Raw genomic sequence first — 24,919 nt, 5'->3', positions numbered from 1 at the left:
TTCGCGGGAGCGACTGCCCGGAGCGGGAATGACCGCCCTGGGCAGTTACAAGGTCAGTCGGTTGCCGAGAGTTTCAAGACCGGCATCCCGATGTGGACAAGCATCCGGCACAGGCGGATCAGGGGCAGTCCGATCAGGGCCGTGGGGTCATCACCCTCCATGCGCTCGAACAGTGCAATGCCCAATCCTTCCGACTTGAAGCTGCCGGCACAGCCGTAGGGCTGTTCCCGGCGCACGTAATCCTCGATCTCTTCCCGGCCCAGGGTGCGAAAGTGTACCCGGAAGGGTTCCACCGCCTCCTGTCTCTCACCGCTTCCGGTATCCAGCAGGCACAGTCCGGTATGAAAGGCCACGCTGCGTCCCGAGGCCGCGCTCAACTGGGCGACGGCCCGTTCATGGTTGCCGGGCTTGCCCAGTATCTTTCCATCGAGTTCCGCGCACTGGTCCGAGCCGATGATGAGGGCGTCGGGAAATCGGTCCCGGACCGCTTCCGCCTTGGCCCGGGCCAGGCGGGCCACCATGGCCGCGGGAGACTCCCCCGGTAGGGGGGTCTCATCCACGTCCGGGGCGCAGGTCGAAAACGGCAACCCCAGCCGTTCCAGCAATTCGCGCCGGAACGGTGAGGTGGAGGCCAGAACCAGGGTGCGTGCCGCCTGTGCCATCACCATCAGGCTTCCTCGATTTCCACCAGGGCATCATCCGGGTTGACGCTGTCGCCCTTGGACACGTGAATGGCCCTGACCACGCCGCCCACCGGGGCCTGGACCTCGGTTTCCATCTTCATGGCCTCCAGGATCAGTACGCCGTCACCGGGCTTGACCGTATCCCCTTCCTTGACCAGCACGTCGATGATGGTGCCCGGCATGGAGGTGGTGACATGGCCAGGCTTGGTGGCCCGGGGGCGGCCGCTGCCCTGGGGGCCGCCGCGCCGTGCGCCGTTGTCCCCGTCCACCAGGATCTCGTCCAGGGTTTCGATGACGATCTCTTCCGGCATGCCGTCGACGGTCACGTAGAAGGGACGCATGTGATCCCGCTTGTGGCCGGTGCCGGTGAGCTTGATATGGTAGGTCTCCCCATGCAGGGTGGCCTTGAATTCCACCGGGGCCACCTTGTCCTCGCCCTGGCCGCCCAGGGGTTCCAGGGGTTCGGGGACCAGCTTGCCGTCGCGTCGCTGTTCCAGGAACTCCCGGCCGATCTCGGGGAACATGGCATAGATGAGGACGTCTTCCTCGGAGTGGGCCAGTTCGCCGATCTGGCCGCGCAGGGCGTCCATTTCGTCCTCCAGCAGATCCGCTGGCCGGCACTCGATGACGTCGGCGTGGCCGATGGCCTTTTGCCGGACCACGCTGTTGACGTGGCCGGGGGTACGGCCGTAGCGGCCCTGCAGATAGAGCTTCACCTCGTTGGTGATGGTCTTGTAGCGGGACTCGGTAAGGACGTTCATCACTGCCTGGGTGCCCACGATCTGGGAGGTGGGGGTGACCAGGGGCGGATAGCCCAGATCCTCCCGTACCCGCGGGATTTCGGCCATCACCGCGTTCACCTTGTCCAGGGCACCCTGGGCCTTGAGCTGGCTGATGAGGTTGGAGATCATGCCACCGGGGATCTGGGTGGTCTGCACCCGGGTATCCACGCCGGTGTATTCGCTCTCGAACTGATGATACTTCTTGCGGACTTCGTGGAAATAGAAACCGATCTCCTGCAGCAGGTTCAGGTCCAGACCGGTGTCGTACTCGGTATCCCGCAGTGCCGCCACCATGCTCTCGGTGGGGGCATGGCTGGTGCCGCCGGCAAAGGCGGACATGGCGGTATTGATGTTGCTGCAGCCGTTTTCGATGGCCTTGAGGTGGCACATCTCGGACAGGCCCGCGGTGGCGTGGGTATGCAGGTGCACGGGCACCTTCACCGCGTCCACCAGGGCGGCGGTGAGTTCGCCGGCGGCCCGGGGGGTGAGCAGGCCCGCCATGTCCTTGATGGCGATGCTGTCGCAGCCCATCTCCACCATCTCCCGGGCCATGGTCACGAACTGGTCCAGGGTATGCACCGGGCTGGTGGTGTAGCTGATGGCGCCCTGGGCGTGCTTGCCCGCCTTTTTCACCGCCTCGATGGAGACGCGCACGTTGCGGGTGTCGTTCATGGCATCGAAGATGCGGAAGACGTCCATGCCGTTGTCGGCGCAGCGGGCGACGAAATCCCGTACCACGTCATCGGCATAATGGCGATAGCCCAGCAGGTTCTGGCCCCGCAGCAGCATCTGCAAGGGGGTGTTGGGCAGGGCCTCGCGCAGCTTGCGCAGGCGCTCCCACGGGTCTTCCTTCAGAAACCGCAGGCAGGTATCGAAGGTGGCGCCGCCCCAGACTTCCAGGGACCAGAACCCCACCGCGTCCAGCTTCTCGCAGATGGGGAGCATGTCTTCCGTGCGCATGCGGGTGGCGATCAGGCTCTGGTGGCCGTCACGCAGGGTCAGGTCAGTAATCGTTACCTTGGACATCTATCAATACCTTTTGTCTTAAAGACCCTTGTGAGCCGTGATGGCGGCGGCGATGACGGCGGCCAGTTCGCGGGTCGGGCGGCGTACGGAGTAATCGGTCAGTTCCGGATGGGCATCCACGTAACCGGTGTCGAAGCTGCCCTGGCGGAAGGCCTCGCTGTTGAGGATTTCCAGGTGATAGGGGATGGTGGTCTTCACCCCGTAGACCCCCATGTCGCCCAGGGCGCGCCGGGCACGGCGGATCAGGCTGTCCCAGTCCATGGCCCAGACGACGAGCTTGGCGCACATGGAGTCATAGTGAGGCGGGATGTGGTAGCCGGTATAGATGGCGCCGTCGGTGCGCACGCCCGGTCCGCCGGGGGCGAAGTAGCGGGTGATGCGGCCGAAACTGGGCAGAAAGTCGTTCTTGGGATCCTCGGCGTTGATGCGGAATTCCACCGCGAATCCGCGCCGGGTGATCTGATCCTGGGGGTAGGTGAGGGGCAGTCCCGAGGCCACGCGGATCTGTTCCTGCACGATATCCACGCCGGTGATCATTTCGGTGACCGGGTGTTCCACCTGCAGCCGGGTGTTCATCTCCATGAAGTAGAAGCGACCGTCGGCGTCCATGAGGAACTCCACCGTACCGGCATTTTCATAGTTCACCGCCCGGGCCGCCCGTACCGCCAGTTCGCCCACCTCCCGGCGCTGGTCCTCGGAGAGTTGGGGAGAGGGGGCGATTTCCACCAGCTTCTGGTGGCGGCGCTGGATGGAGCAGTCGCGCTCGAACAGGTGAATCACGTTGCCGTGGCGGTCGGCCAGGATCTGCACCTCGATGTGGCGCGGATTGATGATGGCCTTCTCCATGAAGATCTCGGTGCTGCCGAAGGCCTTGGTGGCCTCGGAGCGTACACGCTCATAATTTCGGCGCAGGGCGGCCTCGTCGTCGCAGCGACGGATGCCGCGACCGCCGCCACCGTTGGTGGCCTTGAGCATGACCGGATAGCCGATCTCCCGGGCCAGGGCGGCGGCTTCTTCCACATCCTTGAGATTGCCTTCGCTGCCGGGGACCACGGGGACGCCGGCGGCGATCATGGCCTCGCGGGCGGCTACCTTGTCCCCCATGCGGCGGATGATGTCAGCGTCCGGCCCCACGAACCGGATGCCCCGCCGGGCACAGGTCTGGGCAAACTGGGGGTTTTCCGACAAAAAGCCGTAACCGGGGTGGATGGCATCGCAGCCGGCGCTGCGGGCCACGTTCACCAGCCGATGCACGTTCAGATAACCGGACAGGGAATCGGGGCCGAGGGAGTAGGATTCATCGGCCTTCTTGACATGGAGACCGTGACGGTCGGCGTCGGTGTAGACCGCCACCGAGGTAATCCCCATTTCCGCGCAGGCACGGATGATGCGGACGGCGATCTCACCGCGGTTGGCAATCAGTAACTTATTTATCACGCAAGCATCCCGCACGTTATAAGCAAAGCACTAAGTATCCTTGAACAGGGCAGGGCTTTTCAAGCAAACGGTCATGGCGATATGCGCCACCCTTGTTGATGGAAACGGAATAATCCCACCTCTCTCCCGAAGGGAGAGGGGGAGTCGGGGCGCGATTCACGGTTTTCAGGTCATGGGGGAGATTGCTTTTGACACTGGTGCGAGAACGCCTTTAGAATTGCGCGCTTATGTCCGACAGCCTGCTACCCGAACTGGTCGATCCCTTCCGCCTGGCGGACAAGTCCCGTGTCCTGGACGGTGTGCTGGATCTTGCCGCCATGCCGCGTCTGGCCGAGGCGCTGGGGCGACCGGGCGAAGGTCTGTGCCGGGTTGAGCTGTGCTTTGACCGTGTGCCGTCGGGCCGCCCCCGGCTGAGCGGCCATGTGGTGGCCGAGCTGGCTCCCCTGTGTCAGCGCTGTCTGGAGCCTATGGCCCTGCCGGTGGACACCCGTTTCGAGATGCAGCTGGTGCAGGAAGATCGCCAGACCGCCGGCGCCCTGGGCGAGGAAGACGTGCTGGTGGTCGGTGACGAGCGCCTGAATCTGGTGGCGCTGGTGGAAGATGAACTGATGCTGTGCCTGCCGGTGGTGCCCCTGCACCCGGAGCAGGCATGCGAGGCCGGGTTTCAGCCCGAGTTCAACGGTCGGGACGTGAAGGCCGCGCAGAAAGAAGAGAACAACCCGTTTGCCGTGCTGGGCCGCCTCAAGGGCGGGCAGGGCGCAGACAGTTGAAACACCCCATGCCCCCCGGGTTCCGGTCGGGACCCGTGGGGCATTGATGTTTTTCAGTATAGATTCAGTATAGATGGAGATGACACCATGGCTGTTGCACAAGGTCGCACCACCCCTTCCCGTCGGGGCATGCGTCGTTCCCACGACGCCCTGAAGGGCCCCACCCTGTCCACCGAACCCACCACCGGTGAGATCCACCGCCGTCACCATATCAGTGCCGACGGTTTCTACCGTGGCCGGCAGGTGATCAAGGCCAAGGAACAGCAGGACGAAGAGTAAGACGTTTGCCGGCCGGATCTCTGGATTCCGGCCGGTGTGCTTCTGCCTCGTCGAGGCAAGCGGCTCGCATCTGGCCGGCGTGTGTGTCATCCTGCCCGCGTCGTCCCGCCTGCCGGACGGAGCCGAGGGCTGTATTCCATGGGCTTCGTGGGTGTTTTATCCACGAAGCTTTTTCGCGCTGATTCAAAGCAGGTTTTCCCATGAGTGGAATCTTTACCATCGCACTGGATGCCATGGGCGGTGATCATGGTGCCCACGTGGTTGTCCCTGCGGCAGTCAAGGCCCTGGAGGAGTTTTCCGACATCCACCTGATCCTGGTGGGCGACAAGGAACGGGTCGGGCAGGAACTGGCCGCCTGTGGCAAGGCGCCCTCCGACCGGTTGCGCCTGCATCACGCCAGCCAGGTGGTGGGCATGGACGAGCCCCCGTCCCAGGCACTGCGCAACAAGAAGGATTCGTCCATGCGGGTGGCCATCAACCTGGTCAAGCACCAGCAGGCCGATGCCTGCGTCAGTGCGGGTAATACCGGGGCCCTCATGGCCACGGCGCGCTATGTGCTCAAGACCCTGCCGGGCATCGACCGGCCGGCCATCATCACTGCCATTCCCTCCATCAAGGGCCATACCCACATGCTGGACCTGGGGGCCAATGTGGACTGTACCGCCACCCATCTTTATCAGTTTGCGGTGATGGGGTCCGAGCTGGCCAGTGCGGTGGACAATATCGCCTCGCCCCGGGTCGGCCTGCTGAACATCGGCGAGGAAGAGATCAAGGGCAACGATCAGGTCAAGGAGGCGGCCCGCATGCTGGAGGCCAGCCACCTGAACTACATCGGTTTCGTCGAAGGCAACGACATCTACTGCGGTGATGTGGATGTGGTGGTATGCGACGGCTTCGTGGGTAATGTCGCCCTCAAGACCAGCGAGGGGGTGGCGCGCATGGTGTCTCACTACATGCGGAGCGAGTTTTCCGGCAGTCTCTACAGCAAGCTTGCCGCCTTGGTGGCCATGCCCGTATTGAGGGCGTTTCGGCGACGTATCGATCCCCGTGCCTATAATGGTGCCAGCCTTCTGGGTCTGCAGGGGGTGGTGATCAAGAGCCACGGGGGGGCCGATGCCGTTGCCTTTGAAAATGCCATCCGCATCGCCCGTCTGGAGGCGCGCAAACGGGTGCCGCAGCGTATTGACAAGCGGCTGGAAGAACTGCTGAAAGAGGCAAAAGACCAGTGATTTACTCCCGGATCACGGGCACCGGGAGCTATCTTCCGGAAAAGGTGCTCACCAATCACGACCTGGAAAAGTTCGTGGAAACTTCCGATGAATGGATTCGTGAGCGAACGGGCATCGGTCAGCGGCATATTGCCGCACCGGATGAAACCACCTGCGATCTGGCGGAAAAGGCGGCTCGCGCCGCGATGGAGATGGCGGGACGCCGGCCCGAGGATATTGATCTCATCATCGTGGGAACCACCACGCCGGATCAGGTCTTCCCCAGTACCGCCTGCCTGCTGCAGCAGCGCCTGGGAATCCACAACGGTTGTGCCGCGTTCGATGTCCAGGCGGTATGCACCGGCTTTGTCTATGCGCTTGGCGTGGCCAATCAGTTCATTCGTGCCGGTAGCGCTCGTTGCGCCCTGGTGGTGGGGGCGGAAACCATCTCCCGCATTCTTGACTGGAATGATCGCGGTACCTGCGTCCTGTTCGGGGATGGCGCCGGAGCTGTGCTTCTGGAGGCCTCGGATTCACCGGGTATTCTTGCCACCCACCTGCATGCGGATGGCCGATACGAGAGCCTGCTCAATGTCCCCAGGGGGGTAGGCAAGGGATATGCCGACATGATGGCCGGTGAGGCCTACCTGCAGATGAAGGGGAATGAGGTCTTCAAGTGGGCGGTCAATACCTTGGGGCGCATTGTCGAGGAGACCCTGGAATCCAGCGGCGTGGATCAGTCCCGGGTGGACTGGCTGATTCCCCATCAGGCCAATATCCGCATCATCCAGGCCACCGCCCGCAAGTTGAAGATGCCCATGGAGAAGGTGGTCGTAACGGTGGAAAAGCATGGCAATACCTCTGCCGCCTCCGTTCCCCTGGCGCTGGATGCCGCGGTGCGTGACGGGCGGATCAAGCAGGGAGACCTGGTGCTGATGGAGGCCTTTGGCGGCGGCTTCACCTGGGGGTCGGCCCTGCTTTATTTCTGATTGCTGCATTGCGTCAGTCACTTCCCGTTATCCTTGTGAATCGTGGTAGGATGTCGGGCGTATCCACAGCAGGGTTGTGCGTCGGCGGCCATGGGACTGGAAATTGAAAAAAAATTCCTCGTGGTTTCGGATGCCTGGAAACAGCAGGCTTCCAGATGCGTTCAGTATCGCCAGGGCTATCTCTGCGGTAACGAGAGGACATCCATCCGGATTCGTATCTCGGACGCCTCGGCCCACCTGAACATCAAGAGTGCCACCCTTGGGGTCAGGCGGCAGGAGTATGAATATGCCATCCCGGCCGAAGATGCCCGGGAGTTGCTGGACACCCTCTGCATCCATCCTCTGATTGAGAAGACACGTCACTTTGTCCCCCATGGAGATCATGTCTGGGAAGTGGATGTCTTCGAAGGGGATAACGCCGGGCTGGTGGTGGCCGAGGTGGAACTGCGGCACATTGACGATTCCCCCAGTTTGCCGCCCTGGGTGGGAGACGAAGTCTCCCATGATGTCCGTTATTACAATACGAGCCTTGTCAGACATCCTTATAAGGACTGGTGAACCATGTCTTCCTCAATCGGGATACATACCGCAGGGGAAGCTGCCAGCAAATCTGAAAATACCGCCCTCATGGTCGATGTGCTGCTGGTGGATGACCATCTGCTGGTACGTCGCGCGATCCGCGGTCTCCTTGAAGCCCAGACGGCATATACCGGTATCAAGGTGATCGGTGAGGCCGCATCCGGGGAGGAAGCCCTGGAACAGCTGGTGCGCCTGCGGCCTGACGTGATTCTGATGGATCTCAACATGCCCGGCATGGGAGGGCTTGAAGCAACGCGCAAGGCACTGGAATTTCGGCCGGGCATCAAGATCATCGCCCTGACCGTGGAGGAGGAGGGCCCTTACCCCCGGTGGATGCTGGATAGCGGTGTGGCCGGCTATCTGAGCAAGGGCTGTCAGGAGGATGAGCTGATACAGGCCATTCGTCTGGCCATGCGCGGGGACTGTCATGTCACCCCGAAGATTGCCCGGCAGCTGGCGGAAACCGGAGACAAGGCCGCCGACCCCCTGGCCAGGCTCTCCCATCGGGAACGGCAGATCCTGATCATGATGGTGGAAGGCAAGAAACCCGGTGAGATTGCGCACCATCTGGGGCTGAACGTGAAGACGGTCAGCACATACAAGGGACGGTTGCGTGACAAACTGGGGTGTGTGTCCGATATCGAATTATTCCGCATGGCGCTGGATCACGGTATTTCCACCCCGTCACTCCCTGATCGTTAGATGTCGATGCACCGGATCTGGAAGGCCGTTTACGGCCCTTGACCCGACGCGCATCAGCCTCGACCGCCTGCATGACGTAACCCCTATCCGTTCCAGCGACAGCGATTTAGAGCCATGAACCCTGTTGTTCCCGTTCCTCCGGAGTGTTTTGATCCGGCCTGTTCCCGTTGTCCGAGACTGGTGGATTTTCTGGCTGGGGTGCGGGCGCGGCATGTTGAGTACCATGCCGCGCCCGTGCCTCCCTTTGGCGATCCCGAGGCCCGGTTTCTGATCGTGGGACTTGCTCCCGGGATGCATGGCGCCAACGCCAGTGGCCGTCCGTTCACCGGGGATCATGCCGGGATTCTGCTTTACCGGATGTTATATGAGATGGGTTTTGGCAGTGCCCCGGAATCAGTCAGCCGTGATGATGGTCTGACGTTGCGGGATTGCCGCATCACCAACGCCGTCAAGTGTCTGCCCCCGGAGAACAAGCCACTCACCCGTGAAATACAGGCCTGCAATGATTATCTGGCCCGCGAACTGGCCTTGCTCGCCGCCGGCAGCGTTGTGCTTGCGTTGGGAACCATCGCCCACAATGCCGTGCTGCGGGCCCTGGGGTTGAGGCAGTCGGCCCATCGGTTTGGGCATGGGCATGAGCACGTCCTGGAATGCGGGCTGGTGCTGGTGGACTCCTACCATTGCAGCCGTTACAACACCCAGACGGGGCGACTGACGGAGCCGATGTTCAGGGCTGTCTTTGAGCAGGCCAGGCGGTGTCTGGACAGCCCATGATCATTAGTGAAGGCTCCCCGGCCGAGACATTTGAGCCAAGGCGTTTTCTTGCCAGCCTGACCACGCAGCCCGGCGTCTACCGGATGCTGGGTGAAGGCGGGGAGGTGCTTTATGTGGGCAAGGCCAAAAACCTGAAAAAGCGGGTGGCCAGTTATTTCCGGCGCACCGTTGCCAGCACTCGCATCGCTGCCATGGTGGCCCAGATCCGTGATGTCCAGATCATCGTCACCCGCGGCGAGGCAGAGGCCCTGCTGCTGGAAAACAACCTCATCAAGGAGCATCGTCCCCGCTATAACATCCTGCTGCGGGATGACAAGTCCTACCCCTACATCTTCATCTCCCACCACCCATACCCCAGGCTTGCCTTCCATCGGGGTGCCCGCAAGAGTTCGGGCCGTTACTTTGGACCCTATCCTTCCGGTAGCGCGGTCCGTGAAACCATCAATCTGTTGCAGAAACTGTTTCTGTTGCGCCCCTGCGAGGACAGTTTCTTTCAGAACCGCTCACGGGCCTGCCTGCAATATCAGATTCAGCGCTGCAGCGGCCCCTGTGTCGGGCATATTGATTCCACCGCCTATGACAGGGATGTGGAGCATGCGGTGGATTTCCTGGAGGGACGGGGCGAAAAGGTGATTGCCGATCTGGTTCGCGGGATGGAGCAGGCGGCGGAAGTCCAGGAGTATGAGCGGGCCGCGCGGATCCGTGATCAGATCGCCCGGCTGCGCCAGCTCTCCGAGCGTCAGTATGTCAGCGGCGAGGGTGGGGACGTGGATATCATCGCGCTCGCCCAGGCATCGGGAGAGGTCTGTTTCCAGGTATTCTCCATCCGTGGCGGGCTGAATCTGGGGAACCGGTCGCTGTTCCCCCGGGTGCCGGAAGAAACCCCTCCAGAATCACTGATGACCGCGTTTCTGGGGCAGTATTATCTGAGTCGCGATATTCCACCCCAGATCATTCTCAGTCATGCTCCCGAGGATCACCATGTCCTGCTGGAAATGCTCACCCTGCGGCGCGGTCAGAAGGTGGCGCTGGCCTGGAATGTCCGGGGCGATCGCGCCCGCTGGCTGGAAATGGCCTGCCGTAACGCACAGATGACCCTGGCCACCCGGCTGGCCGGTCGTGCCGGCATGCAGGCGCGTCTGGAGGCACTGCAGGATGCCCTTGATCTGGATGACCCGCCCGGACGGATGGAATGCTTCGACATCAGTCATACCCAGGGCGAAGCCACCGTGGCCTCTTGCGTGGTCTTTGACGCTGAGGGCCCCGTCAAGTCTGATTACCGTCGTTTCAACATCAAGGACATCACGCCCGGAGACGACTATGCCGCCATGCGCCAGGCCCTCATGCGGCGCTATACGCGCCTCAAGGAGGGAGAGGGCAAGTTGCCGGATATCCTCTTCATCGACGGGGGCAAGGGGCAGGTGCGTCAGGCCCTGGAGGTGCTGGAGGAATTGCAGGTCAGCGGTGTCATGGTTATTGGCGTGGCCAAGGGAGAAACCCGGCGTCCCGGTCTGGAAACCCTCGTCTTGAGCGATACGGCGCAGCCGTCTATACTTTCGCCGGGTTCAAAGGCGCTGCATCTCATCCAGCAGATTCGTGACGAGGCCCATCGTTTCGCCATCACCGGGCATCGGCAGCGCCGCGCCAGAGCCCGCAGTACCTCTCCGCTGGAACAGATACCCGGCATGGGTCCCAGGCGACGCCAGCAGTTACTGAAGCACTTCGGCGGACTTCAGGGCGTTCACCGTGCCGATGTGGAAGCGCTCGCCAAGGTTCCCGGCATCAGTCGCAAGCTGGCGCAGCAGATATTCGATTCGCTACATGACGACTGATCCATGACACCTTCGATTCCCAACCTGCTCACCTGGCTGCGCATCGCGCTGATCCCCCTGATCGTGGTGGCTTACTACTACCCGCATCCATTGTCCGGACCCGTGAGCGCCATGATCTTTGCCCTTGCGGGGATCACCGACTGGCTGGACGGTTACCTGGCGAGGCGACTGGGGCAGACCTCCAGTTTTGGTGCGTTCCTGGACCCGGTGGCGGACAAGCTGATGGTGGCCACCGCCCTGGTGTTGCTGGTGGATAATCCCGGGGGCATGCTGCTGGCCGTGGCGGCCGCCATCATCATCGGAAGGGAAATCGCCATTTCCGCGCTCCGCGAGTGGATGGCCGAGCTGGGGCAGCGGGGCAAGGTGGCCGTATCCTGGATCGGCAAGCTCAAGACGACCGCCCAGATGGTTGCCATCTTTCTGCTCCTTTTCGGTCAGCCCATCCTGGGGCTGCCCACGTTCACCCTGGGACTGATCCTGCTCTATGTGGCCGCTGCGCTGACCCTGTGGTCCATGTTCCACTATCTGCGTGCGGCCATGGGCGTGGCCGAGAGCTAGGCCGGGGAGGTGTGCCGGCGCCGTGTCAGTCCGTTGACCGGTTCCAGGGTCAAAGGGAAGTCGCTCCCTGTGCCTCCGGTCTCAGGCTGGGGTCGAAACGCATGTTCTGGGGATAGGGGAACACATCACCATGGATGCCTTTCCTGACGTCTTCCTGCTTTCGCTGCCAGTAGCGGTAGTCAAACAGATCCGGATGCAGTTGCATCAGCATGCGCCGTATCCGCGGATCGGTACTCAGGAAGGTGGGGAATTCTTCCGGAAAGATCTCGTTGGGGCCGGCTGAATACCATGCATCGGAGCTGAGTTCGTCCTCAGGGAAAGGACACGGGGGAATCTTCCGGAAATGACATTCCGTCAGATAGCAGATCTCGTCGTAATCGTAGAACACCACCTTGCCGCTGTCGGTCACCCCGAAGTTCTTGAACAGCAGGTCTCCTGGAAAGATATTCACACCAATCAGTTGCTTGACAGCCAGGCCCCATTCTTCCAGGGCGGCCCGGGTGCCGGTTTCGTCCGCCTGTTCCAGATAGACGTCCAGCGGCAACATGCGCTTTTCGATGTAGAGATGCTTGATGACCAGGTTGCCATCACTGATTTCAACCTGGGACGTCACCTCGTTTTTGAGTACTTCGAGCAGCGCGGGTGAGAAACGCTCCAGCGGGAAGGCGACTTCTGAAAATTCCAGGGTATCCGCCATGCGCCCCACACGGTCGTGCAGCTTCACCTGCAGGTAGCGTCGTTCGATCAGTTCATGGGTGACGTCTTTCTGAGGCGGAAAATGATCCTTGATTACCTTGAACACATAGGGATAGGAAGGCAGGGTGAACACCACCATGACCAGCCCCGGGGTACCCTGGGCGATGGTGAAGTGATCGGTGCTGTTGGCCAGGTGGCGCAGGAAATCCCGATAGAACTCGTTCTTGGCCTGCTTGTGAAAACCGATGCTCATGTACAGTTCGGCCACCGGCTTGCCCGGCATCAGGTCCTGCAGGAATTCGACTGTTGCGGCCGGCACTGGGGTCTTGACCACGAAATAGGCCCGAGCGAAGCTGAAAATGGCTTCAGCCTCCTCTTCGGTGGTGAGCAGGGCATCCGCCACCAGACCCATGCCCTCAATATTATTCAGGGGGATGATGAAGGGGTGGCTGAGTCCATCATGGACCACGCGGCCAATGAGGTAGGCAGCCTTGTTGCGAAAAAAGGGAAATTCCAGCACATCGATGCGCAGGTCTCCCATGGAATCGGGGCCAAAGGCCGAGCGGCTTTCGAGGGCCCTGGCGATGTTGTGTACATCCTTGGACAGATCTGCGTGGGAGAGGTTGAAATAAAAGGCCGACAGGATTTCCCATATGCAGGTATCCACGCCACCATCACGGGTATGGAAGGACAGATAACCCCGGTAGCGTTCTGCCAGCTCACGGCGATTGGCCACTGACTCCAGAAAGATCATGTCGTTGTTGTAATACTTGCGTTCGAACAAACGGCAGAACACGGAGTTGTAGAAGGTTTCAGCCAGTTCCGGGCGGGAGTGATGCTGCAACAGGTCCATGTAGGAGATCTTGACCTGTTGCCACAGACTTTCCTCAAGCCCATTGATGCCGAAGGTGGCGCGAACCTTGGTCAGCGTTTCCTGCACCCGTTGATCATAGGAACTGATCCGCTTGACCGATGCCGCCCGGACCGCGTCCCAGTCTGCATTCTCGAAGCGTTCTCGTGCACTGCTGGTGATTTCCTGGAAGAACGAGAAATGACGCTCGAAACCGGTGAGGATGGAGCGGGCGATCTGTCTCGCGCGTTCGATCATGATGGTCTGGCTGCCTGTGACTGTGGGCTGGTTGGCGTTTGGTAATAGCCAAATGTACTACACTCCGGAGGGAAGGGTAGCGGGTCTGACAGCGGTGGGCCGTGGGTCGTGTGTTGCGGGGCTGCTTTCCTCTGGTGGACCGGATCCACAATAACAACATTTCCCCGTTTTCCCGAGGGGGCAAAGGGATCTGTTCGGACATGAGATATCGGGTCAAGTTGGGGCGCCGAACCGGGTCAGGTATGCCTCCTCCTGTGGACGGGGAGTCTTCGTTATCAGGCGCCCGGCCGTCCCGTCAGGATGCCCAGTCCGTCAATGTGCGGCAGCTGCAGTCTCTCATGCTGGAGTTGGCCACCTCATACATCACCTGTCCCGCTGAAGATATCGATGCCACCGTCCAGGCGTCCCTGGCCCTGATCGGCGCCTTTGTGGGCGCGGACCGTGCCTACGTGTTCGAATGTCTGCGCGAGAAGCGTCTGTTTATCAATACGCATGAGTGGTGCGCGCCGGGAGTCACTGCCCAGATCCGGAATCTTCAGGCGGTTTCCTTTGCGGAAGTGGCGGACGGTCTGGCGCTGTTCGAGCGGGGTGAATTGTTGCATATCCCGGATGTTTCAGTGTTGCCCCTGGACAGCCCCATGCGGCGCCAACTGGAACCCCAGGGCATCAGGAGCATGGTGTCCATGCCCATCATGGATGGGGGGCTTTGCATCGGCGTATGTGGTTTTGATTCGGTTCGGGAGACCCGTTCGTATTCACGGGAGGAATGCCATCTGCTGGGTCTGTTTGCACAGATGCTGCTCAACCACAAGCGTCGCTGTATTGCCCTGGCAAGAGTGGAAGAGAGTGAGCAGCGCTATCAGTCCCTGTTGGGCAGCATGCATGACCTGGTATTGCTGCTGGATGAGCGCCTGATCGTCAGGATCGTCCATCATGCCGCTTCCCAGTCGGCGTCGCTGTTCACGGAAAAGAGCATCGGTTGTCATTTTGATGACCTTGACATTCCGCAGCCTGTGGCGGGCCTGATCAGGCGGGCGCTGGCGGAGACCCTCGCCACGGGAGTCAGTCAGCGCGTGGAATACTGGCTGGATACCAAGGATTGCCGCAGGTGGTACGATCTTTGCGCGACCCCCTTTTATTCGCGGCTGCGCCGGCAGACCGGTGTCACTGCCGTGGTCAGGGATGTCACGGATCGCAAGCAGGCCGAGGAACGCCTTGCGGATCAGGTGTGCCTGCAGAGCATGCTGGCGGACATCGCCTCGGAATTCATCGCTGTCAGTCCCCTGGATATCGACCGGAAGCTGGAAGACACCTTGAGTCGAATCGGTGAATACTTCGCAGTGGATCGTTGCCAACTGTTCCAGTTGTCCAGTGACCACAAGACGTTCACCAAGACCCATGAATGGTATCGGTCTGAACTGTCCGCCTTGCAGGACAGGTTCATTGACCACCCGGTGTCTGATGTCCCGCAAATCTATCGCCGTGTGATCCAGGACAACTCCGTGCTACAGATTCCGGATGTCCACGAGCTGCCTCCCGGATGGGCAACCGAGCAGGCGATCATGCGATCCAACGGCATCCGGTCAGCCCTGTTCGTCCCGATCCAGGGTGAATCACGGGCATTTGGTGCCCTCGGGCTGCAATCGGTGCGTCGGCGCCTGGAATGGTCGCAAAGCAGGATCCAGGGACTCACCGTGGTGTGCCAGATCCTGCGAAATGCCCTGATGGGTATTGAAACCCGACGGCGGTTGGTTGAACTCAAGGAGCAGGCCGAGGCGGCAAATCACGCAAAGAGTGATTTTCTGTCTTCCATGAGCCACGAGTTGCGTACGCCCCTCAATGCGGTTCTGGGGTTTGGCCAGCTGCTTCAGGACGAGCGTTCGCTTGATCATGGGCAACTTGAGTGCGTGGAACAGATCGTCGCCGCGGGTGAACACCTGTTGAAGCTGATCAACGAGATACTGGATCTTGCTCGCGTGGAAAGCGGCAATGCGACCCTGGAGCTGGAGAGGGTGGATTGTGGTGAAGTGCTGAACGAAGTGGTGGCGCTGATGCACCCACTCTTTGAAAAGCATTCAGTGCATCTACAGGCGCAGTGTCAGGGTTCTCTCCAGGTGTATGCGGATCGTCAGCGTTTCAGGCAGATCCTGATGAATCTTCTTTCCAATGCGGCGAAATACAATCGGGTGGGGGGGGAAATCAGGGTCGATGTGTGTCTTGATCAGGCCCGGGATCGGGTCCGGATTTCCGTGGCGGATACCGGCTATGGAATACCCGGGTCGCGCCGGGGGGAGTTGTTCAGGATGTTCAGTCGCCTGGGAAGGGAAAATGGAGAGATAGAAGGGACGGGTATCGGTCTTGCGCTGTCCAGACAACTGGTGGAGCTCATGAATGGGAGCATCGGGGTGGAAAGTACCGAAGGTATCGGTAGCTGTTTCTGGTTCGAGCTGCCGGCCGCCCGGTCGCCGAGCGAAGCGGGGCTGCCGGAGGACGCCGGATCTGACGGACTGGAAGAACTGCCCGGCTTCCGCCTCTCGCCACTGAAGGTGCTTTACATCGAGGACAATCCGGCGAGCCTCAGATTGGTACAGCGTGTTTTGGCCCGCGCGGGTGGCTATCACCTGATGGTTGCCCGGTGCGCCTCTTCAGGTATGGAACTGGCCCGTACTGGCCGGCCGGATGTGGTGTTGGTGGACATCAATTTGCCGGATGCGGATGGATATGCGGTGCTCCGTGCCCTGCGCACCAGCAGCTTCGGCAAGGGCATGCCGGTCATCGCCCTTACCGCCATGGCCATGGAGGATGATGTGAAACAGGGACAGCAGGCTGGTTTTGATGACTACCTGACGAAGCCGATCAAGTTGAATGAACTGGTCGCCGCCATCCATTCCGTGATGGACGGCAGTGACGCCCGGCAATGAGGGCGCATTCTGGAAATAACCTTATTTACAAAAGCTTACGTCAAATTATCGGCGTTTCTCCGGGTTTATTATTAACCCGGATTAAAGCAGCGTTGAAGTAGCATTTGTTTTTTTAATGTTAAATATTGAAATTTATTTCCCGCTACGGTCTCAGTCTGGACTACGCTTGCTGCCTTCATGCTGAAAGGTCAACCAGAATGCTTGGGCATAAGCATCTGGCCATTGCCGGGTGCGACGCCCTGGCCCCTGGCTTGCGGGATCGGGTGGCCGGTTGATCCTTTCCGAATGAAGACCTAACACAGTCCCGCAAATGACGCCGGACTTCATCGTGACCCAACAGCGGTCGACAGGATCGCCGTTCCGTGGAGCCGGGAGGCAAGTCAAGCCGGGAGGCGCTTCATCATGAACGCCGCCTTCCACGGGTTCATTCCGTGGAGACCGGGCCGGAACGACTCAGACATCATAGAGGACCAAGGCAACATGAACAGAGAAGAACAGATCAAGGCGCTTGAGGCGGACTGGGCCAACAATCCCCGCTGGAAGGACGTGAAGCGTGGTTATACCGCCGCTGATGTGGTGCGCCTGCGCGGCTCCGTTCAGCCTGAGTACACCCTGGCCCGCATGGGCGCCGAGAAACTGTGGAAGCGCGTCAACGGTGAGGCCAAGAAGGGTTATGTGAATGCCTTTGGTGCCATCACCGCCGGTCAGGCGATGCAGCAGGCCAAGGCCGGTCTTGAGGCCGTGTACCTGTCCGGCTGGCAGGTGGCCGCCGACGGCAACACCTCCGAGACCATGTACCCGGACCAGTCCCTGTACGCCTATGATTCCGTGCCCACCATGGTGCGTCGCATCAACAACACCTTCAAGCGCGCCGACGAAATCCAGTGGTCCCGCGGCATCAATCCCGGTGACGAAGGTTATGTGGACTACTTCCTGCCCATCGTGGCCGACGCCGAAGCCGGTTTCGGCGGTGTGCTCAACGCCTTCGAACTGATGAAGAACATGATCGCCGCTGGCGCCGCCGGTGTGCACTTCGAAGACCAGCTGGCCGCGGTGAAGAAGTGCGGTCACATGGGCGGCAAGGTGCTGGTGCCCACCCGCGAGGCCGTCGAAAAGCTGATCTCTGCCCGCTTCGCCGCCGACGTCATGGGCGTGCCCACCATCGTGCTGGCCCGTACCGATGCCGAGGCCGCCAACCTGATCACCTCTGACCACGATGAGAACGACAAGCCGTTCCTCACCGGCGAGCGGACCCAGGAAGGCTTCTACCGGGTCAAGAACGGCCTGGAACAGGCCATCAGCCGCGGCGTGGCCTACGCCCCCTATGCTGACCTGGTGTGGTGCGAGACCGGCACGCCCGATCTGGGCTTTGCCCGTGAGTTCGCCCAGGCCGTGCATGCTGCCTGCCCCGGCAAGCTGCTGTCCTACAACTGCTCCCCGTCCTTCAACTGGAAGAAGAACCTGGACGACAAGACCATCGCCAAGTTCCAGGACGAGCTGTCCGCGCTGGGCTACAAGTACCAGTTCATCACCCTGGCGGGTATCCACGTCAACTGGTTCAATACCTTCAACTTCGCCTACAACTATGCCCGTGGCGAAGGCATGAAGCACTACGTGGACATGGTGCAGGAGCCGGAGTTCAAGGCCCGCGAGCGTGGTTACACCTTCGTGTCCCACCAGCAGGAAGTGGGTGCCGGTTACTTCGACGATGTCACCACCGTCATCCAGGGCGGTTCCTCCAGCGTCAAGGCGCTGGCCGGTTCCACCGAAGAAGAGCAGTTCCACGGTTGATGCAGTCCGTCCCGGATGCCCCTGGCGGGTGTCCGGGACATACCGTGAACCGGTCGGGCCGTACTCGCTGCATGGCGGTACGGCCCTGCTTTTTTACACATTTGAAAAAGGTGATGGACAATGGCTTCCGATGCGCTGAATTTTCAGGGAACGGCGGATCTGTGTGATGAATATGAAGATCATCCGGGCCTGCAGGTGGCCGAGCCCCTGTTCAGGGATTTCGGCGGCGAGCGGGCCTTTTCCGGTGAAATCGTGACCCTCAAGTGTTTCGAGGACAACACCAAGGTCAGGGAGATGCTGGGTGAAGATGGGCGCGGCAAGGTGCTGGTGGTGGATGCCGGCGGCTCCCTGCGCTGTGCCATGCTGGGGGATCAGCTGGCGATGCTGGCGGTCAAGAACGGCTGGGCCGGTGTGGTGATGTACGGCTGCATCCGGGATTCCCGGGCCTGCGCCGGCATGCCCCTGGGGGTCAAGGCCCTGGCCACCCATCCCCTCAAGAGCCGCAAGCTGGGAGTGGGGCAGGTGAACATACCGGTGAAGTTCGCCGGGATCTGTTTCAAGACCGGGGATCGGCTGTTTGCCGACGAGGACGGCATCGTCGTGCTGCCGGCCTGACCCTGGCCGCCATCACCGCACCACCTGAGGTCCCGGCTGCGCTATCATGACCGCTCGTGCCCGCGGCCTTCGGTCGGTGCGGGCGTCCGACCCTTTCCGGCAACTCCAGCGAGATTCATGAGCTATCAGGTCCTGGCCCGCAAGTGGCGCCCCCGCAGTTTCGAGGAACTGGTTGGACAACCCCATGTGGTCCGTGCCCTGTCCAACGCCCTGCGCGAGGATCGGCTGCACCATGCCTACCTCTTCACCGGCACCCGGGGGGTGGGCAAGACCACCATCGCCCGGGTCCTGGCCAAGTGCCTCAACTGTGAAACGGGGGTGACCGCCACCCCCTGCGGTCGTTGCGGTGCCTGCCGCGAGATCGACGCCGGGCGGTTCATTGATCTGATCGAAGTGGATGCCGCCTCCCGCACCCGGGTGGAAGACACCCGGGAACTGCTGGAGAACGTGCCCTACGCCCCCACCCGGGGCCGCTTCAAGGTCTATCTGATCGACGAAGTGCACATGCTCTCCACCCACAGTTTCAATGCCCTGCTCAAGACCCTGGAAGAGCCTCCGCCCCATGTGAAGTTTCTGCTGGCCACTACCGATCCCCAGAAGCTGCCCGTTACCATCCTCTCCCGCTGCCTGCAGTTCAATCTCAAGGCCATGCCGGCACCGATGATCGCGGATCACCTGCGCCAGGTGCTGCAAAGCGAGGAGATCGAGGCCGAGCCCGCCGCTGTTCTGCAGATTGCCCGCGCCGCCTCCGGCAGCATGCGCGATGCCCTGAGCCTGCTGGATCAGGCCATCGGCTTTGGCGACGGTGCGCTGCGCGCCGAGGAGGTGCGGGAGATGCTCGGTACCATGTCCAGGGATCACCTGTTGCGTCTGCTGGAGGCTCTGGCCGCCGGAGATGCAAGGGCGGTGCTGGCGATGGTGGAGGAGCTGTCGGCCCAGTCTCCGGACTATGGGGAGGTGCTGGGCGAACTGATCACCCTGCTGCATCATCTGGCCCTGGCCCAGCAGGTGCCCGAGGTGCTGGACAACCTGCCGGATGAACGGGAGGCCCTGGCCGAACTGGCCCGGAGACTGGCGCCCGAGGACATCCAGCTTTTTTATCAGATTGCCCTGATCGGCCGTCGCGACCTGCCCTTGGTTCCCGAACCCCGCGGTGGCCTGGAAATGATATTGCTGCGCATGCTGGCCTTTCGTCCCCTGGCGGATGCCTCGCCACGGGTACAGGCGCCGGTCGCGCAACCCGGGCCGCCCCGGACCGAACCGAAGCCGGCAACGCCGGGGGCGGTTCCCCGGGGGCCACGGGATATCCTCGCCCAACTGGAGGGCGGGCGTGCCTCCGCGCCGGCTGGACGTACCGATCCCCCGCCTGCGCCATCCGTACCTGAGCCGGTGCCGGTACCCCGTCCGCGGGCCGCGCCGCCAGGGCCGGTCGAGCCTGATTTGCCCGAGCCTCCACCCTGGCTGGACGAGGAGTTCTCGTCTCCACCCGCCGCGGTGCCATCCGCCCCGGCCGCTGAAGCGCCTGTGCCGGAACCCGTCGGTCGTCCTCTCCCGGCGCCGGCCGATGCGGATTCAGGAGGGGGCCTGGACTGGGGAGCACTGGTGTCCACCCTGGGCCTGGGGGCGGTGGCCGGGCAGCTGGTGAGTCACTGCGCCCTGGAAGGCTATGACGGTCAGGAGCTGGTGCTGAGTCTGGAGCCCAAGTATGACCACTTGAAGACGGACATGTCCCTGCAACGGCTTGAGTCCGCCGTGCAGTCCCGGCTGGGTCGGCATGTCAGGGTGCGCATCCGGCTGGGACAGCCGGCTTCGGATACCCCGGCGGCGGCGGTGGCCAGGGCCCGTGCCCAGCGCCAGCAGGCGGCGGAACAGGACATGGAGGCAGACCCCGTGGCCGGTGCCCTCAGGGACCGTTTCGATGCGGAGCTGGTGGCCGGCTCCGTGCGCCCCGTGGAGGGAGATTGATCACGGGTGCGTGTTTCATGCATCGGGAGGCTTTACACTACCCCTCCCTGGATTAACTGAACCCTAGAAAGGTGATAGATATGCTCAAAGGCGGACTTGGGAACCTGATGAAACAGGCCCAGAAGATGCAGGAAGATATGGCCCGTGCCCAGGCCGAGCTGGCCGGGATGGAAGTGACCGGCCAGGCCGGTGGCGGCATGGTCAGTGTGGTCATGACCGGCAAGCACTCCGTGAGCCGGGTGACCATCGATCCCAGCGTGCTGGAAGAAGATCGCGACATGCTGGAAGACCTGCTGACGGCTGCCATGAATGATGCGGTCCAGAAGGTGGAAGACATGACTCGCGAACATCTGGGGGCCGTCACCCAGGGCATGGGTCTGCCGGGCGGATTCAAGCTGCCGTTCTGATTCATGGACGGGGCGCCCCTTCTCGATCGTCTGGTGGAGGCGTTGCGCTGTCTCCCCGGTGTGGGTCCCAAATCGGCCCAGCGTATGGCTCTGCATGTGCTGGAACGGGACCGGGAAGGGGCGCTGCGGCTTGCCGCGGTGCTGAAGGACGCGGTCGAGCGCATCGGTCATTGCGGGCGCTGTCGCACCCTGACCGAGCACGAGCTCTGCCGGGTCTGTGCCGATAGCCATCGGGACAGGCAGTCACTGTGTGTGGTGGAGACCCCGGCGGACCAGATGGCGATCGAGCAGGCCACCGGCTTTCGTGGCCAGTACCATGTGTTGCTGGGCCAGCTTTCTCCCCTGGATGGCGTCGGCCCGGAAGATCTGGGTCTGGACCGGCTGGAGGCCCGTCTGGCCGAAGGCGAGATCCGGGAGCTGATCCTGGCCACCGGGACCACGGTGGAAGGGGAGGTCACCGCCCACTATATCGCGGACATGGCCCGGGCGCTCGGGGTGCGGACCACCCGCATTGCCCACGGCATCCCGTTGGGCGGCGAACTGGAATATGTGGACCGCGGCACCCTCTCCCATGCATTTTCAGGCCGGCGTGATCTCTAGGCCGGTCATCCATCGAGTGGAAAGAGAATGACAGACTGTATCTTCTGCAAGATCGCCGAGGGCAGGATCCCGGCGGATATCGTTCATCAGGATGACCGGGTGGTGGCGTTTCGCGACCTTAACCCCCAGGCTCCTCTGCATGTGCTGGTGATCCCCAGGCAGCATTTCGATACCGTCGCCGACATGACCCGGGCCGACATGGACCTTTTGGGTCACATGCACTGGGTGGGTCTTGAAGTGGCCCGGCAGGCGGGCGTGGTGGAGGACGGTTTCCGTCTTGTCATCAACTGCAACGCCGATGGCGGCCAGTCGGTTTATCACCTGCACATGCACGTTCTGGGTGGCAGGCAGATGGAGTGGCCCCCGGGCTGATCAATGGCGACGGGGGCGAGTGCGGATCGCTATGCTTCGGCTGCTTCCAGCAGGGTGCGGTAGCTCTCGTAGCGCCGTGGATTGATCCGCCCCTGTTCAAGGGCGGCCTTGACCGCGCAGCCCGGTTCCACCGTATGGGTGCAGTTGTGAAACCGGCACTCCGGTGCCAGGGCCCTCAATTCCACGAATCCTTGCGCCAGTTCCCGCTGGGGGGTGGGGCCGGGGCTGAAGTCGCGCACGCCGGGGGAGTCGATCAGGGCACCGCCGCAGGGCAGGCGGTAAACGGTGGCGTTGGTGGTGGTGTGGCGTCCCTCGCCGCTGAGTTCCGACAGGGCGCCGATGCGGATCTCAAGATCCGGCAGCAGGGCCTGGACCAGGGATGACTTGCCCACGCCTGACTGACCCACCAGCACGCTGGTGCCCATGGCCAGGAAGGCTCGCAGTGCTTCCATGCCCTGTCCATTTGCCACGCTGGTTCTGAGCACCGGATAGCCAAGGGCCTCATACCCTTGCAGGGCGGCGGCCGTGCCCTCCGGGTCCGGGGCGGGCTGGTCCGCCTTGTTGTAAAGGATCAGTGCCCGGGCCGGCAATCCTTCGATGGCCACCAGATAGCGATCCACCAGCGGCCAGCTGGGGGCAGGGGCGGCGGCGGCGACGACCACCACCTGATCCACGTTGGCGGCGATGTTCTTGCGCTGTCCGCGGGGATCGACACGTTCCAGCAGATTGCCGCGGGTATGGATGTCGGTGACCACGCCATCCCCGCTGGGCTCGGGATGCCATGACACGGCATCATTGCAGACCACGTGTTCAAGCCGGCGGCGGGGCGTGCAGCGGTGGACATGGCCGTCCTCGTCCTCCACCAGCACCTGTGAACCAAAACGGGTGATGACCCTGCCGGGTCTGGATGCCTTCATTGCCGTCCCATTGGATGTCCGATTCAGTTGTCCAGCAAGCGGTCCACCCGGGCGGCGCAGATGAAGTCATTCTCCGACAAACCGCCGATGGTGTGAGTGGTGAACCGCACCAGACAGCGATCATAGCCTACCTGAAGCTCAGGGTGGTGATCTTCCCGATGGGCCACCCAGGCGGCGGCGTTGACGAAGGCCATGGTCCGATGAAAGTCGGGAAACCGGAACATACGTTCGATGGCGCGGCCCTCATCCACCACTTCCCAGTCCGGGGCCAGGGATTTCATGAAACTCTGGATGTCCACCATGTCCATGGTGGGGCTGCCACCCTCGCAGGGGGTGCAGTGTCGGTCATGGAGCTGGCTCATGGGATTCCTCCTTTCCTGGCGGGCTTGCCCGACCTCGAAAAAGCGTTCATGTACAGTGTAGACTGTGGCCCCGCCGTTGGCGTTCGCCCCCGGTGACGATCCTCTTGCAATGAACGCTCAGAGCGTGCCGTCACGGCACAAAGGATGCCCATGAATCCCAATCCGGAGAATCTGGTCTGGATAGACCTGGAAATGACCGGCCTGGATCCGCAGTCCGACTACATCATCGAGATTGCCACCATCGTGACGGACAAGGAACTGAATGTCCTGGCGGAGGGGCCCGTGATCGCCATCCATCAGAGCGAGGAGATCCTGAGCCGGCTGGATGACTGGAACCGCAATACCCATGGCCGTTCCGGCCTGCTGGATCGGGTGAAGCTGAGCCTCTACAACGAGGTGGAGGCGGAGCAGGAAACCCTGCGGTTCCTCAAGCAGTATGTGCCGCCGCGCTCATCACCCATGTGCGGCAACAGCATCTGCCAGGACCGGCGTTTCCTGTTCCGCTGCATGCCGGACCTGGAGGCCTTCTTCCATTACCGCAATCTGGATGTGAGCACCCTCAAGGAACTGGCCCGTCGCTGGGCCCCCGGCGTGCTCAACAGCCTGTCCAAGGATGCCACCCACAAGGCCCTGCAGGACATTCGCGACTCCATCGCCGAGCTGCGTCATTACCGGGAGCACATGCTCAAGGTCTGAGCCGGCCTGCTTCAGGTTTCGATGGGGGTGTCATCCTGATTGCCCCAGTCGGACCAGCTACCCGGATATCCTCGCACCCGTGCATAGCCCAGGTGTTCCAGCACCAGCCAGTTCAGGGCGGAGCGGTGGTGGGTGTGGCAGTAGACGACGATCTCCTTCTCCGGTGTGATGCCCTGCGCCTCCAGATCCCGGCGCAGGGCATCTTCGGGACGCAGCCGACGATGCCGGTCAAGATCCATGCAGCGCGTCCATTCGAAGGAGACGGCGCCGGGAATATGGCCCCCCCGGGCCGCATAGGCCGCCTGGCCCGTGAACTCGTCGGTGCTGCGGGCATCCACCAGGATCACTTCCTCATCTTCCAGGTGATCCAGGATCCAGCCCCGGTCGGCCACCCGTTCGGTGCCATAGGCGAGGGGGTATTCCGTCCGGGTTGGTGCGGTTTCCGCGGCGGGCCGGGTGGTTGTGGAGAGACCTGCCGCCGACCAGGCGGCCAGTCCTCCGTCGAGCAGTGACAACGCTTCATGGCCGCACACCGCCAGGGTCCATAGCATGCGGGCGGCCTTGCCGCCGCCTTCCTCGTCGTAGCACACCAGATGGGTCTCGGGACCGATGCCCAGTTCCGTCAGGATGGCGCGGATCGCGCCGATGTCCGGCAGCAGTCCCATGACCGGACCGGCCGAGGTGACGAGGCGCCCGTAATCCAGGTGGATTGCTCCCGGTACATGGCCGGCGGCGTGGCGGTCGGCGGGGCTCAGGTCTACGATCCTCAGGCGCTGGTCCTGCAGCCTTGCCTCAAGGGCCAGAGGATCGATGACGAGTGGCGTGTCCTCGCTCATGGGCGTATCTCCTG

Annotated in this window: 24 protein-coding genes; 17 read left to right on the top strand and 7 right to left on the bottom strand. The window is 62.1% G+C overall.

Going from position 1 to position 24,919, the window contains the following annotated elements; all coding sequences use genetic code 11:
• Positions 1–53: 53 nt before the first annotated feature.
• Genes CKO35_RS07520 through CKO35_RS07510 form a run of 3 tightly spaced genes read right to left on the bottom strand, consistent with a single transcriptional unit; the run spans position 54 to position 3,928 of the window.
• Positions 54–671: a Maf family protein gene (locus CKO35_RS07520; protein WP_420870745.1), complete on the bottom strand. Its 618-nt coding sequence runs from the start codon at positions 669–671 to the stop codon at positions 54–56.
• Positions 668–2,491, bottom strand: coding sequence for a sodium-extruding oxaloacetate decarboxylase subunit alpha (gene oadA / locus CKO35_RS07515; RefSeq protein ID WP_200174246.1), 1,824 nt, complete (start codon positions 2,489–2,491; stop codon positions 668–670). Before oadA ends, CKO35_RS07520 begins: the two co-directional genes overlap by 4 nt.
• An 18-nt stretch (positions 2,492–2,509) precedes the next feature.
• Positions 2,510–3,928, bottom strand: coding sequence for an acetyl-CoA carboxylase biotin carboxylase subunit (locus tag CKO35_RS07510; RefSeq protein WP_200174244.1), 1,419 nt, complete (start codon positions 3,926–3,928; stop codon positions 2,510–2,512).
• Between the two features lie 227 nt (positions 3,929–4,155).
• Between CKO35_RS07510 and CKO35_RS07505 the strand changes: the two genes are divergently transcribed.
• From CKO35_RS07505 to pgsA, 9 genes are all read left to right on the top strand, one after another.
• Positions 4,156–4,698 carry a YceD family protein gene (locus tag CKO35_RS07505; protein WP_200174242.1) on the top strand — a complete coding sequence of 181 codons (543 nt, stop codon included), beginning with the start codon at positions 4,156–4,158 and terminating at the stop codon, positions 4,696–4,698.
• A gap of 87 nt (positions 4,699–4,785) precedes the next feature.
• Complete coding sequence (gene rpmF, locus CKO35_RS07500) at positions 4,786–4,977, top strand: 50S ribosomal protein L32 (protein ID WP_008932652.1); 192 nt, start codon at positions 4,786–4,788, stop codon at positions 4,975–4,977.
• Positions 4,978–5,177: 200 nt separating this feature from the next.
• The gene (plsX, locus tag CKO35_RS07495) at positions 5,178–6,206 is read left to right on the top strand and encodes a phosphate acyltransferase PlsX (protein ID WP_200174240.1); all 1,029 of its coding nucleotides are present in this window, start codon (positions 5,178–5,180) and stop codon (positions 6,204–6,206) included.
• Positions 6,203–7,174: a beta-ketoacyl-ACP synthase 3 gene (locus CKO35_RS07490; protein WP_200174238.1), complete on the top strand. Its 972-nt coding sequence runs from the start codon at positions 6,203–6,205 to the stop codon at positions 7,172–7,174. The genes plsX and CKO35_RS07490 overlap by 4 nt, the downstream gene beginning before the upstream one ends.
• Positions 7,175–7,264: 90 nt before the next feature.
• Positions 7,265–7,732 (top strand): CYTH domain-containing protein, encoded by a 468-nt coding sequence (locus tag CKO35_RS07485; RefSeq protein ID WP_200174237.1) that lies wholly within the window; start codon positions 7,265–7,267, stop codon positions 7,730–7,732.
• Positions 7,733–7,735: 3 nt separating this feature from the next.
• Complete coding sequence (locus CKO35_RS07480) at positions 7,736–8,455, top strand: response regulator (RefSeq protein WP_338031769.1); 720 nt, start codon at positions 7,736–7,738, stop codon at positions 8,453–8,455.
• A 114-nt stretch (positions 8,456–8,569) separates the two neighbouring features.
• Positions 8,570–9,229 (top strand): uracil-DNA glycosylase, encoded by a 660-nt coding sequence (locus CKO35_RS07475; protein WP_200174235.1) that lies wholly within the window; start codon positions 8,570–8,572, stop codon positions 9,227–9,229.
• Complete coding sequence (gene uvrC, locus CKO35_RS07470; protein ID WP_200174233.1) at positions 9,226–11,061, top strand: excinuclease ABC subunit UvrC; 1,836 nt, start codon at positions 9,226–9,228, stop codon at positions 11,059–11,061. The genes CKO35_RS07475 and uvrC overlap by 4 nt, the downstream gene beginning before the upstream one ends.
• A 3-nt stretch (positions 11,062–11,064) precedes the next feature.
• Positions 11,065–11,619 (top strand): CDP-diacylglycerol--glycerol-3-phosphate 3-phosphatidyltransferase, encoded by a 555-nt coding sequence (gene pgsA, locus CKO35_RS07465; RefSeq protein WP_200174231.1) that lies wholly within the window; start codon positions 11,065–11,067, stop codon positions 11,617–11,619.
• 49 nt (positions 11,620–11,668) lie between these two features.
• Here pgsA and aceK read toward each other — a convergent pair whose 3' ends face one another.
• Positions 11,669–13,423, bottom strand: a complete 1,755-nt coding sequence (gene aceK, locus CKO35_RS07460; RefSeq protein ID WP_200174229.1) for a bifunctional isocitrate dehydrogenase kinase/phosphatase — start codon at positions 13,421–13,423, stop codon at positions 11,669–11,671.
• A 242-nt stretch (positions 13,424–13,665) separates the two neighbouring features.
• Between aceK and CKO35_RS07455 the strand changes: the two genes are divergently transcribed.
• The 7 genes from CKO35_RS07455 (at position 13,666) to CKO35_RS07425 (ending at position 22,094) form a co-directional block, all read left to right on the top strand.
• Entirely contained in the window at positions 13,666–16,344 is a 2,679-nt protein-coding gene (locus CKO35_RS07455; RefSeq protein WP_200174223.1) for an ATP-binding protein, read from the top strand.
• Positions 16,345–16,824: 480 nt separating this feature from the next.
• Positions 16,825–18,135, top strand: coding sequence for an isocitrate lyase (aceA, locus tag CKO35_RS07450; RefSeq protein WP_200174221.1), 1,311 nt, complete (start codon positions 16,825–16,827; stop codon positions 18,133–18,135).
• Between the two features lie 120 nt (positions 18,136–18,255).
• Positions 18,256–18,750 (top strand): ribonuclease E activity regulator RraA, encoded by a 495-nt coding sequence (gene rraA / locus CKO35_RS07445; protein WP_200174215.1) that lies wholly within the window; start codon positions 18,256–18,258, stop codon positions 18,748–18,750.
• Positions 18,751–18,867: 117 nt separating this feature from the next.
• Positions 18,868–20,715, top strand: coding sequence for a DNA polymerase III subunit gamma/tau (gene dnaX, locus CKO35_RS07440; RefSeq protein ID WP_200174209.1), 1,848 nt, complete (start codon positions 18,868–18,870; stop codon positions 20,713–20,715).
• A gap of 80 nt (positions 20,716–20,795) precedes the next feature.
• Entirely contained in the window at positions 20,796–21,122 is a 327-nt protein-coding gene (locus tag CKO35_RS07435; protein ID WP_200174207.1) for a YbaB/EbfC family nucleoid-associated protein, read from the top strand.
• Between the two features lie 3 nt (positions 21,123–21,125).
• Positions 21,126–21,722, top strand: a complete 597-nt coding sequence (recR, locus tag CKO35_RS07430; RefSeq protein WP_200174205.1) for a recombination mediator RecR — start codon at positions 21,126–21,128, stop codon at positions 21,720–21,722.
• A 27-nt stretch (positions 21,723–21,749) separates the two neighbouring features.
• The gene (locus tag CKO35_RS07425) at positions 21,750–22,094 is read left to right on the top strand and encodes a histidine triad nucleotide-binding protein (RefSeq protein WP_200174203.1); all 345 of its coding nucleotides are present in this window, start codon (positions 21,750–21,752) and stop codon (positions 22,092–22,094) included.
• A 29-nt stretch (positions 22,095–22,123) separates the two neighbouring features.
• On the opposite strand, the gene rsgA is transcribed toward CKO35_RS07425, so the two are convergent.
• On the bottom strand, positions 22,124–23,011 hold the full coding sequence (gene rsgA / locus CKO35_RS07420; RefSeq protein WP_200174202.1) for a ribosome small subunit-dependent GTPase A: 888 nt from the start codon (positions 23,009–23,011) through the stop codon (positions 22,124–22,126).
• Positions 23,012–23,034: 23 nt separating this feature from the next.
• Complete coding sequence (locus CKO35_RS07415) at positions 23,035–23,373, bottom strand: 4a-hydroxytetrahydrobiopterin dehydratase (protein ID WP_200174199.1); 339 nt, start codon at positions 23,371–23,373, stop codon at positions 23,035–23,037.
• A gap of 150 nt (positions 23,374–23,523) precedes the next feature.
• Here CKO35_RS07415 and orn point away from each other — a divergent pair, with 150 nt between their 5' ends.
• A complete protein-coding gene (gene orn, locus CKO35_RS07410) occupies positions 23,524–24,069 on the top strand; it encodes an oligoribonuclease (RefSeq protein WP_200174198.1) in 546 nt (181 codons plus the stop codon).
• Positions 24,070–24,080: 11 nt separating this feature from the next.
• Here the strand turns inward: orn and CKO35_RS07405 are convergent, their stop codons facing one another.
• Positions 24,081–24,905, bottom strand: coding sequence for a sulfurtransferase (locus CKO35_RS07405; RefSeq protein WP_200174196.1), 825 nt, complete (start codon positions 24,903–24,905; stop codon positions 24,081–24,083).
• Between the last annotated feature and the right edge of the window lie 14 nt (positions 24,906–24,919).

It is taken from the genome of Ectothiorhodospira shaposhnikovii, assembly GCF_016584105.1.
Lineage (GTDB): Bacteria > Pseudomonadota > Gammaproteobacteria > Ectothiorhodospirales > Ectothiorhodospiraceae > Ectothiorhodospira > Ectothiorhodospira shaposhnikovii.
Note: the sequence above shows the minus strand (reverse complement) of the source record. Positions and strands in the feature narration are given on the sequence as shown.

What these genes read in the sequence shown, in the direction of transcription:
- oadA (WP_200174246.1), bottom strand. Translation starts at nt 2,491, where the DNA reads ATGTCCAAGGTAACGATTACTGACCTGACCCTGCGTGACGGCCACCAG.
- CKO35_RS07505 (WP_200174242.1), top strand. Translation starts at nt 4,156, where the DNA reads ATGTCCGACAGCCTGCTACCCGAACTGGTCGATCCCTTCCGCCTGGCG.
- rpmF (WP_008932652.1), top strand. Translation starts at nt 4,786, where the DNA reads ATGGCTGTTGCACAAGGTCGCACCACCCCTTCCCGTCGGGGCATGCGT.
- plsX (WP_200174240.1), top strand. Translation starts at nt 5,178, where the DNA reads ATGAGTGGAATCTTTACCATCGCACTGGATGCCATGGGCGGTGATCAT.
- CKO35_RS07485 (WP_200174237.1), top strand. Translation starts at nt 7,265, where the DNA reads ATGGGACTGGAAATTGAAAAAAAATTCCTCGTGGTTTCGGATGCCTGG.
- CKO35_RS07480 (WP_338031769.1), top strand. Translation starts at nt 7,736, where the DNA reads ATGTCTTCCTCAATCGGGATACATACCGCAGGGGAAGCTGCCAGCAAA.
- CKO35_RS07475 (WP_200174235.1), top strand. Translation starts at nt 8,570, where the DNA reads ATGAACCCTGTTGTTCCCGTTCCTCCGGAGTGTTTTGATCCGGCCTGT.
- uvrC (WP_200174233.1), top strand. Translation starts at nt 9,226, where the DNA reads ATGATCATTAGTGAAGGCTCCCCGGCCGAGACATTTGAGCCAAGGCGT.
- pgsA (WP_200174231.1), top strand. Translation starts at nt 11,065, where the DNA reads ATGACACCTTCGATTCCCAACCTGCTCACCTGGCTGCGCATCGCGCTG.
- aceK (WP_200174229.1), bottom strand. Translation starts at nt 13,423, where the DNA reads ATGATCGAACGCGCGAGACAGATCGCCCGCTCCATCCTCACCGGTTTC.
- CKO35_RS07455 (WP_200174223.1), top strand. Translation starts at nt 13,666, where the DNA reads ATGCCTCCTCCTGTGGACGGGGAGTCTTCGTTATCAGGCGCCCGGCCG.
- aceA (WP_200174221.1), top strand. Translation starts at nt 16,825, where the DNA reads ATGAACAGAGAAGAACAGATCAAGGCGCTTGAGGCGGACTGGGCCAAC.
- rraA (WP_200174215.1), top strand. Translation starts at nt 18,256, where the DNA reads ATGGCTTCCGATGCGCTGAATTTTCAGGGAACGGCGGATCTGTGTGAT.
- dnaX (WP_200174209.1), top strand. Translation starts at nt 18,868, where the DNA reads ATGAGCTATCAGGTCCTGGCCCGCAAGTGGCGCCCCCGCAGTTTCGAG.
- CKO35_RS07435 (WP_200174207.1), top strand. Translation starts at nt 20,796, where the DNA reads ATGCTCAAAGGCGGACTTGGGAACCTGATGAAACAGGCCCAGAAGATG.
- recR (WP_200174205.1), top strand. Translation starts at nt 21,126, where the DNA reads ATGGACGGGGCGCCCCTTCTCGATCGTCTGGTGGAGGCGTTGCGCTGT.
- CKO35_RS07425 (WP_200174203.1), top strand. Translation starts at nt 21,750, where the DNA reads ATGACAGACTGTATCTTCTGCAAGATCGCCGAGGGCAGGATCCCGGCG.
- rsgA (WP_200174202.1), bottom strand. Translation starts at nt 23,011, where the DNA reads ATGAAGGCATCCAGACCCGGCAGGGTCATCACCCGTTTTGGTTCACAG.
- CKO35_RS07415 (WP_200174199.1), bottom strand. Translation starts at nt 23,373, where the DNA reads ATGAGCCAGCTCCATGACCGACACTGCACCCCCTGCGAGGGTGGCAGC.
- orn (WP_200174198.1), top strand. Translation starts at nt 23,524, where the DNA reads ATGAATCCCAATCCGGAGAATCTGGTCTGGATAGACCTGGAAATGACC.
- CKO35_RS07405 (WP_200174196.1), bottom strand. Translation starts at nt 24,905, where the DNA reads ATGAGCGAGGACACGCCACTCGTCATCGATCCTCTGGCCCTTGAGGCA.